We start from the raw sequence: 4,411 nt of genomic DNA on the forward strand, positions 1-4,411 counted from the left end.
TCTGACCTGCAGCTATTCAGGATGAAAGAGGTTCAGTGGTATCAACGTGATCATGGACGGTCGTGCCCTTCGACGTTCACCCGCCCCTGTCCAAGATCCGAGCACGCATCACACCTGCCCTGAGGGTCGAGGGGAAACCTTTAATTTCAAGCTAAGGGTGCGGCTTACACCCAGACCTCTTCGTCAGCAGCGGTGCTGGTGCCAGCCTCCGCGACGCGGGGAGTGGCGAGCGCGCTCGGCAGAGCGTATGTGAGCGGAACCTTGGTGAAGATGTCCTCGAAATCTGCGAGTTGCGCGGCTGTGCCGTCGGAGCTGGACCAGCCCAGCCCGTCCATCGTGAGTTCTTTGTGTGCCTGGCCCCGGGCCCATGCGGCGAGGGCCCGGGGCCGCTTGTCCCAGTCGATTCTCACGCGCAGCCGGGCCTGCGTGTCCACGACTGTCGCTCCGTCAGGAAATGTGAAATTGTCGGAGCGCTCGCGGCTCAGGCTCTGGCTGAAGCCGTTGGCCGTCTCCTGTTTGTACGCGACCGTAGCGGATCCGGAGCCGCCGGGCTGAGCGAGCCCCATCTGCGTGCCTGCCACGGCCCCCACGGTAACCGTGGGGCCGGTGGTGACGCTGCTGTTCTGCGTCACCCCACTGTTCGCCCGGCGCGAGTACCCCATGCCGGCCGCCACCGCAGTGACCCGGGACGGCTGCTCGGCCAGGGACAGCCAGACCCGTACCCGGCACCGGTAGCTCCAGGTCCTGCTGCTGCCCGCCAGCTGCGGCAGCACGTGTTCCCCAGCGCCGATGAACGCTGCTCCATACTCCGCGAGCCGTTCTCCCGTCAGCTCCTGTGCGAGCAGTGCGTAATTACGCTCATTCTGCAGGGCCTTCGGCAGAGCGGTGTAGACCATCTCGAAGAGCGTGGGCACGACCCCAAGCCGCAGTACCTGACTGCCTGCCGGAAGCGGCTCGTCCATGGATTCCACCGCCTGCGCACCCCAGCTGCGCAGGGCAGCAAACCGTGCCTCGTGATGGCGTCGCCGCCTCTTCTCCTGCTGCATGGTGAGCAGTCCCGCAATTCCGTGAGCGGGGGGCACTGCTGCATGGGCGAGCGGTGCGGGCTGCGGAGTGAGCACACGCGACCGCACGGGCTGCCGTGCGGGCTGGTTCCTCCGCAGCGCTGTGACAAATTCACTTCCGGTCATCGATACCACCTTGGGGCAAGCAATCTGACTATATATCAGGAGTCTTGCACTGCGGCACCCAGTAAGGAACAGGGCGAAAGTCCCTTACGACCTGGGGGGCAATGGTCTCGGGCGAGGTCGGGCCGTGACGTGGGAAGGGCCGTACGGGTTGGGAGGGTTGTGAAGCGATCCTGGGCCCGTACGGCCTGCAGCCATCCTGCCCTGTCCGGCATCTCCCGCCAACACCTCGGCGAGTTGACCGAAGAACTCGCGCCGAAGTGGACGGCAGTACGAGAGTCGGCTCTGCATGAACGACGTGGCGGGCAACCGCGTAGGGCTGCCGGTGCCCATCTGCGGCATCAGCTGCCGCACGCCGCACTGGCCGAGCCGTACGGCGTGGACCGCTCCACCGTCTCGGCCGCCGTCCGCGAGGTCCGCCCGCTCCCGGAAGGGCTCGGCTTCGCTGCTCCCGACCGGCCCGGAGTGCGGCTGCGCACGGTGGAGGATGTCTTCGCCTGCGCGCCGCGGAGGGCGTGACCCTGCGGATCGACGGCACCGGGGTGCAGGTCCGCCGCCCGCGCGGGACGCCCCGGCCGCAAGGCGTTCGTCTCCGGCAAGAAGAAGCAGAACACCATCAAGACCACCGCCTTCAGTGACCACCAGGGCCGCACCCTCTTCTCCGGCGTCACCCGCCCCGGCCGCATGCACGACCAGACCGCCGTACGCACCGAAGGCATCGCAGAGCAGTTCCACCAGCACCCGACAGTGGAAGCCGAGGTCGACGACGGCTGCCGGGGCCTGGCCAACGAGTTCCCCGGACAGATCTCAGCACCGCCGAAGAAGCTGGCCGAGGACGCCTGCGAAGGGGAGCGACGGGCCTGGCGGGAAGCGAAACGGCGGCAGTCCTCCGCCCGGATCTGCGTCGAGCACACCAACGCCGAACTGAAGAAATGGCGGCCGCTCCAGCGATACACCGGACGTCGTGACGCCTACGCCGAAACCCACCCGGCCATCGCCGGCCTCGTCTCCGACCGCTCCGCCCGCAGGCCCACACAGCACCGCCACAGCACTGAACCGGTACCCGTCCGACAGCCAGCCTGCTGACCAGCCACCACCAGCCGAACCGTCAAGCCCAGACACCCCCACCGCAATTGCCCCCGAGATCGCAAGCCTCAAGGTTCTTGTCTCCGGCCTGGCGGGGTGTCAGGCACCCTGTTAAAGATCGGCAATGGCAAGGCAAAAGGTGAGGCAAGTGAATTTTTGCATTGCGGCGCCTGCCCATATGTCCGGGCCGCTTCCGCAGGCTTCAACTGGTGTGGCCTGTACCGTAGTTCAAAGGGGGAGGATGTCCCGGGAGTATGGCAGGCGGAGATATTGCTGCCCTTTGACCGGGTCTGACGGGCGTGCCACTGTCACTTCTGCACCCGGCCTGGAATGCAGGCCTGTGCTGGCGGTGCTGTCCCCTGCCTGCCGGGAGTTTCGCCAGGCCTGCGCTGCGGCCAGCCCCTTGGGTCGGCCGCAGCGCAAAGTGCATCTTCTGAGAATCCCCGCATGGTCACACAGGATTCAGGCCGTGTCTGGCACAGTAAGAGAAAGGGCCCATACTGATGGTAAACCGCAGGAGCTTCCTCAAGGCAGCCGCCGCTGCGTCTGCGGCCGCTGGAGTGCAGGCCTTTCACATTGCCTATGCGCCCAGTTCACGAGCCGCCGATGCTCCCGACCTGGGCGGCGTCCGGGCAGCCACAGTACGGTGGATGGGGCGGGTCAGAGACGGCGTGAACCTGCGTGATATGTCGATCCCCGGCACGCACGAGTCCTGCGCCCTGTCGTCCGGCGCGAGCGCAGGCTTCGCCCAGTGCCAGGAGCGCGACCTGGACTGGCAGCTGCGGGCGGGGATGCGTTACCTTGATATCCGCTGCCGCCCCCACGACGGGGACAGTTTTACGATCCATCATGGGCCCTTCTATCAGCAGCGCGTGTTCGGATCAGTCCTGCAGGAATGCCAGAAGTTCCTGCAGGCCCATCCCAGTGAAACACTGCTGATGCGCGTTCACGAGGAATACTCCAGCGATAAAGAAGCGTTCAAGCGTATCTTCAGGAAGTACCTGGATGAGAGGCACTGGCGGTCCCTGTTCCACATATCGGACACCTTCCCGTCCCTTGGCGATGTCCGCGGCAAGATTGTGCTCATGTCAGGCTGGCCCTGGCTGGGAGAAGGTCTGACCCTCAGTGACGACAAGGCCTTCGATATCCAGGACATGTACGAGAACCCTGGAGCGGATGCCAAGAAGAAAGCTGTTGCCGAGAAACTGGACAAGGCTGTCGCGGACAGCACACCGCGGTCAAAAATGTACCTCAACCACATAAGTGCCAACGGGGCCGTGAAGCTGACCTGGACCCCGTGGGCATACGCCAGATACCTCAACCCTTACACCCTGGACCTCCTGAACGACCGGTACTCTCCCACTGCCCGGTGCGGGATCATCGCGTTTGACTACGGCGATGCCCCTGGCGGCAAGGCGGACGCCGGCGACATCGACCTGACCGCCGCGGTCATCCGCATGAACGATTTCAAGCAGCCCTCTCTCGGAGCCGGAAAGTCCTACGTCATCTGGAACCGGGCCACGGGCAAGGCACTGGACGCCGGAACAGACCAGACACCAGTTGTCCAGTGGAATTACGACGGGCTTCCTCAGCAGCGCTGGAGGCTGGAAGCCGCCGGCGGCGCGGACCTGTACCGGCTGCGGTCCGAACGGCACAGCACCTACCTGACCTGCCGCACGGGCGGCAGCGCCTTCCACACATCATCCCGCCCCAGCATCTGGAAGATCATCTCCGCCTCCCACGGCTTCCTCCTGCGCGAGCAGGATTCCGGCGGCTACCTTCACATGCCCCACGCGGCCAGGAAGAGCGGCAGTCACCCGGCCCTGGACACCAACACCCAGTACGACCAGTACCAGTGGATGTTCGATGAGCGCGTCCAGGTGCAGTGAGGCTTCTCAGCGAGGGTCATTTCCTGCGGCTGTCCAAGGGGGCGGTGCGGGTGATGCCGCCAGTGCGGCTGGGAGCGAGATGCCGGAGGGGGCGCCAGCACTGTCTGTCTCCGGCGGCAGTGCGTTCCCGGAGGTCCGGATGCCCAGGGCGACTCTGTTGCTTAGTACTCCAGCAGCGGTTCGTTTCTTGAGCTGTGACGGGCCCCGAGCTTTTCGGACACGCGGTCAAATGACTATATCAGGCTGCGG

Annotated in this window: 3 protein-coding genes and 2 pseudogenes; 4 read left to right on the top strand and 1 reads right to left on the bottom strand. The window is 65.3% G+C overall.

The annotated features are described in order from the left end of the window. Window positions 1-164 precede the first annotated feature (164 nt). Window positions 165-1,046, bottom strand: a complete 882-nt coding sequence (locus ACLHRZ_RS36640) for a hypothetical protein (RefSeq protein ID WP_490422916.1) — start codon at window positions 1,044-1,046, stop codon at window positions 165-167. 303 nt (window positions 1,047-1,349) lie between these two features. Between ACLHRZ_RS36640 and ACLHRZ_RS36645 the strand changes: the two genes are divergently transcribed. The 4 genes and pseudogenes from ACLHRZ_RS36645 (at window position 1,350) to ACLHRZ_RS36660 (ending at window position 4,162) form a co-directional block, all read left to right on the top strand. Further along, window positions 1,350-1,706, top strand: coding sequence for a helix-turn-helix domain-containing protein (locus tag ACLHRZ_RS36645; RefSeq protein ID WP_490422917.1), 357 nt, complete (start codon window positions 1,350-1,352; stop codon window positions 1,704-1,706). 69 nt (window positions 1,707-1,775) lie between these two features. Continuing rightward, window positions 1,776-2,273, top strand: a pseudogene (locus tag ACLHRZ_RS36650) (transposase family protein); the annotation flags it as partial. Between the two features lie 503 nt (window positions 2,274-2,776). Continuing rightward, window positions 2,777-2,836: pseudogene (locus ACLHRZ_RS36655) on the top strand (twin-arginine translocation signal domain-containing protein); the annotation flags it as partial. An 87-nt stretch (window positions 2,837-2,923) separates the two neighbouring features. After that, window positions 2,924-4,162 (top strand): phosphatidylinositol-specific phospholipase C domain-containing protein, encoded by a 1,239-nt coding sequence (locus ACLHRZ_RS36660; RefSeq protein ID WP_490422918.1) that lies wholly within the window; start codon window positions 2,924-2,926, stop codon window positions 4,160-4,162. Window positions 4,163-4,411: the final 249 nt, after the last annotated feature.

This window comes from Streptomyces sp. AM25, assembly GCF_058146165.1.